Source organism: Streptomyces sp. NPDC002845 (assembly GCF_053591955.1).
Genome location: NZ_JBSFUU010000182.1, coordinates 1 through 4,536, shown reverse-complemented (window position 1 = coordinate 4,536; position 4,536 = coordinate 1). Strand labels below are relative to the sequence as shown.

Here is a 4,536-nt window from a genome sequence, read left to right as displayed (position 1 = left end):
CCTTCGGCTACCTCACCCCGGCCGAGACCAGACAGCGGCATCAACACGCCCTCGCGGCATAACCAACGAGTGTCCAAGATCACGGGGAAACTTCAGCCCACCTGGGCGGCTGTCGTCAGCTACGTACTGGCCTGCGGGGGAGACCCTGACGAATGGAGCGACCGCTGGCAGAGCCTGCGTGTGGCGAAAGCCGGGCCCGCCGGCGACCTGAGCCGTGAGGCGTTGCGCCGGTGGGAGCGCACCGGCGTATTGATCCCAGTCAGTCCCGCGGGCAAAGTCGAGCTGCGTCAGCTGCTCCAGACGCTGCTGGACTTCAACGAGCTCAGCCATCGCCAGCTCGCCCGTCAGGCGCCCGGCTACTCGCATGTCACCTACGGTGCCGTGCTGCGGGGCGCCCGCCCGCTGCGCGCCAAGATCCTCTACCAAATTCTGGTCGGCTGCGGCGTGTACTCACCGCGCAGCCAGGAAGAGTGGTTCAGGGAGCTGAGCCGCTCGTCCTGGCGAGAGGGCGTCGAGGGAGGCAGGCTGCTGTCCCGGGTGGAGCCGAAATACCGGTACGCCGGCGACATCGACCTGAAACTGCTCAAGGACTTCCTGGACCGGCTGGAGCGGGGCCGCTGGCCGGTGGTGGCCAGTGCTGTGCTCTACGAGAACGTCATCGAGCTGCGCAACGCATTCGAGGACATGCTGACGCTGCTGCTGGGCTCGATGCGCAAGGCCGGGGTCCGGCTGCCGCAAAAGCCCAATGCCGCCTTCAACCACGTGATCGGCCAACTCACCAGCAACCTGATCCCCGAGGCCGCCGCGATCGCCGCCCTTGTGCCCCTCGTCCTGCCTTTCCAGCCCCGCCTGCAGACCCGGGTTGCCCTGGCCCTGAAGAACGCGGGCGAGGTGCTGAAGAAGGCAGACGACGGCGAGCTCACCATGCGCAACGAGCACGGTGTCGTCATGCCCCGAATGAGCATGTGGCCGTTCCTGCCGCGTGACCAGGCGATGGGACGGGTGAGGGCCGCCTCATAGGCATGGGCCAGGCCACCACGGTGCCTTCCGGGCCTGGGTCAGGTTCTGGCGGTCGTCGCAACACCGCTGGTGAACGACTACAACCCTGAGCCTAGCGAGTACGGCCACAGCGCCTTCAGCGGCGGACCGACCGCGGGCCGCCGGGCGCGCGGATCGCGGCAGATCAGTGCGTCCGAGCAGCCGTAGGCTGTGCGCCATGTCGAACCGGTTCTTTCGCCGTCGCTGGGACGAGTCACGAGGCGACGAGTTCGACAGCTGGGGTCACTCCATCTGGTACTTCGAGGTGGGTGACGACGGTTGGCCTGCATGGCCGGCGGCTAGGCGCAGGGGCGGCTCAGCGACGTGCCGCGCACTACGCGGCAGTTCAGCGCTCGTGATCTGCGCCGGTCGTCCCGCTCCCGCCGCGTGCCGCGGTGGCGGCGTAAACGTGTTGCGCCGGCTGTGGGTGGACCGTGAGGATTGTGCGCATGCCGCCCGTGAAGATCGAGATTCGGCCATATGCCAACGATGACTGGGACGCGATCGCGCGAATTCACGATGCCGCGCGCCTTGACGAGTTGCGCAACTCCGCCGGGGTCGAGGCGTTCCTGACGCTCGCGCAGACCGCTGAGCAGGAAGGGCTGTTCGACGGCCAGTTGTGGGTGGCGGAGGCCGACGGCAGAGTAGCCGGTTTCGTCGCGCTCGACGACGACGAGGTCACCTGGCTGTACGTCGACCCGCAGCGCTACCGGCAGGGGATCGGCAGGGCACTGCTGCGCCACGCCGTTGCCGCCGCCGGACCGAGGGTTGAGGTCACCGTGCTCGACGGCAACCCAGCCGCCGAGGCGCTCTACGCTGGCGAGGGATTCATCGTCACGGAGACCCGGACCGGCCCGCTGGTCGGCAATGAGGCGTTCACCGCCACCGGCCACATCATGCACCGCGACACCGCGACGGCACCCACCAGCATCGCTGGCTGATTGAAGTCTTCGCACGGTCCAACCCTGCCGCCGGGACAAGGGCCCTACTCCTAACCTCGCGCTTTCATGAAGCGGGCTGTCCGACAGGCGGTCAGGTAAGCAGAAAATGCCTCTGACCAGCAACAATGAGGATTGTCTAGGTCCTTGTTCCCGCCGAATCCAGAGGCACTTTCCAGGTGAAGAAGCCTACCGGGTCCTACCCCCATGTCCGCGTCCAGGAAGACGGCCGGGCCGTGGTCTCGCAGGCCGGTTCGGTCCTGCTGGTTGAAACTGTCCGCAAGACCGGCCTTGACCAGGCCATATCCGCAGTCCTCGCACCGTGGCGGAAGCCCCGGGCCGTCCACGACCCCGGCAAGGTACTCGTGGACCTTGCGCTGGCGGTCGCGCTCAGAGGGGACTGCCTCGCCGACATCGCCCTGCTGCGGTCCGAGCCAGCCGTGTTCGGGCCGGTCGCCTCCGATCCGACGGTCTCCCGGCTGATCGACACCCTCGCCGCTTCGGGCGAGAAGGCGCTGACCGCGATCCGCGCCGCACGTTCCGAAGTCCGCAAAAGAGTCTGGGAGTTGGCTGGCGACCAGGCTCCGGATGCCGGCGGGCAGGTGATCGTGGACCTGGACGGGGTCCTGGTCGTCGCCCACTCGGACAAGCAGGATGCCGCCCCGACCTGGAAGAAGACCTACGGCCACCACCCGCTCATGGGGTTCGTCGACCACGGCCCTGGAGGAACCGGAGAACCCGTCGCGGCTCTCCTCCGCCCAGGCAACGCAGGCTCGAACACGGCCGCCGACCACATCACCGCCGCCCGCCTTGCCCTCGCTCAACTGCCCAAGAAGTACCGGCGGGGAGGGCACACGCTGATCCGCTGCGACTCCGGCGGCGGCACCCATGAGTTCGTGGCCTGGCTCGCCCAGCGCGGACGCTGGCTGTCCTACTCGGTCGGCATGGTGATCACCGAGGCCATCCACCAGAACGTCCTGAACATCCCCGCATCGGCCTGGACACCGGCCGTCGAGACCAGCGGCGAAGTCCGTGACGGGGCCTGGGTCGCCGAACTCACCGGTGACCTGCTCGACGGATGGGCGAAGGGCATGCGGTTGATCGTCCGCAAGGAACGGCCGCACCCCGGAGCCCAGTTGAGAATCACGGACGCGGACGGCATGCGGATCACCTGCTTCGCCACCAACACCCCCGACCGCCCGATCGCCGAACTCGAACTCCGTCACCGGCTGCGGGCCCGCGCGGAGGACCGCATCCGGGCCGCACGTTCAACCGGCCTGCGGAACCTCCCCCTGCACGACACCGCGCAGAACAGCATCTGGCTGGAGATCGTCCAGATCGCTCTCGACCTGCTGGCCTGGATGCCCGTGCTCGCCCTGACCGGCAGAGCCCGCCTCTGGGAACCGCGCCGCCTGCGGTTCCGCCTGTTCTCCGCGGCCGGCCAGCTCGTCACCACCGGCCGGCGCCGCATCCTCCGCCTCGCCCACCACTGGCCCTGGACCCGCGAGATCACAGACGCCCTCGAACGGCTTGCACTCCTGCCGAACCCCGGCTGACCAGTGGACTCGCCTGTCCCTACCAGAAGAGGATCCAGCCCGGAGCAGTGGAACCCGGCGTCCACCCGAGACGACACCCGGGCCCTCGGCCTGCCCGCCCCCGGCCACCGACAACGAAATGGGTCCCCGACTCCGTCGGCGGCCCATCACGAAAGATCGAGGCTAATTCATCGACGGCCCCGTACGGGCCTGCGCGGGATCGTCCAGCCGACGAAGTCAACACGGGCACCGGGCGATGGGGGGAACTGCTGATCAAGAAAGACACCTTCAGTTTCCCTCTGGCGGGGGTCCTATCTCCCGTGCCATGGCCTCGGAGACGGTGAACCTCTTCATCCCCAGTTCTCGGTGAACATCCTCGGGTGTCCGCTGTTTTGCCCTGAACGCGAGATCTTCAAAGTATGGCATCGCCAGTCTCCGATGCTTCTCGCGCTCCGCATAGATGTAGGGGCACAACACCGCCCATGCTCGAAGAACGCTTCGCCCGTACGACCCGATGACGAGGCGCTCGTCAACAAGGCCATGGGCGACGAGTTTCCCCAGGTCGTCGTAGAAGAGTCCGATCCGGCGAACGTGCTGTTTCGCAGGATCCGGAAGATCCAGGTAAGAGATGTGCTCGGGGTGCGCCGAAGTGAAATGGTAAAGAACGTACTCGACTGATTCGGAGAATTCTACTGTCCTTGTCTCCTTGAATCCGTCCAGGATGATCGAGAGAACGTTCGCGCCCTGGGACGATCTCAGCTGCCTCAATGCGATGACGCCTGATATTACGAGCGAGAAGATCGAGATGACTAACGCTGCGGTATTGAACACAAGGGCCCCCATCGCCTCGATGCCGACTGCCCGGCAAGGCAACAACGTCCGCCTGAAGCTCAAGCGGCTGGTCGAGCGCGGGATCCTGGCCGAGACCGACACGGCAGCTGTAAGTCTTGATCTTGGTCGTCGGGTTACGTAGTCGCCGCCGCGGTGACGTTGTTCCAGTGCCGGTGGCAGGCGGTAGCGCGGTG

Annotated in this window: 4 protein-coding genes; 3 read left to right on the top strand and 1 reads right to left on the bottom strand. The window is 66.8% G+C overall.

Annotated features, from left to right (window positions below; translation table 11 throughout):
• Window positions 1–69: 69 nt before the first annotated feature.
• The 3 genes from ACWD3C_RS47895 (at window position 70) to ACWD3C_RS47885 (ending at window position 3,532) form a co-directional block, all read left to right on the top strand.
• A complete protein-coding gene (locus ACWD3C_RS47895) occupies window positions 70–1,020 on the top strand; it encodes a hypothetical protein (RefSeq protein ID WP_451155029.1) in 951 nt (316 codons plus the stop codon).
• Between the two features lie 467 nt (window positions 1,021–1,487).
• Window positions 1,488–1,979, top strand: coding sequence for a GNAT family N-acetyltransferase (locus ACWD3C_RS47890; protein WP_451155027.1), 492 nt, complete (start codon window positions 1,488–1,490; stop codon window positions 1,977–1,979).
• A 176-nt stretch (window positions 1,980–2,155) separates the two neighbouring features.
• The gene (locus ACWD3C_RS47885; RefSeq protein ID WP_451155025.1) at window positions 2,156–3,532 is read left to right on the top strand and encodes an IS1380 family transposase; all 1,377 of its coding nucleotides are present in this window, start codon (window positions 2,156–2,158) and stop codon (window positions 3,530–3,532) included.
• Window positions 3,533–3,799: 267 nt separating this feature from the next.
• On the opposite strand, the gene ACWD3C_RS47880 is transcribed toward ACWD3C_RS47885, so the two are convergent.
• Window positions 3,800–4,536 (bottom strand): DUF4760 domain-containing protein (locus ACWD3C_RS47880; protein WP_451155023.1); only part of this gene is annotated, 737 nt, incomplete at its 5' end.

Coding starts and splice junctions, on each gene's coding strand:
- ACWD3C_RS47890 (WP_451155027.1), top strand. CDS start 1,488: ATGCCGCCCGTGAAGATCGAGATTCGGCCATATGCCAACGATGACTGG.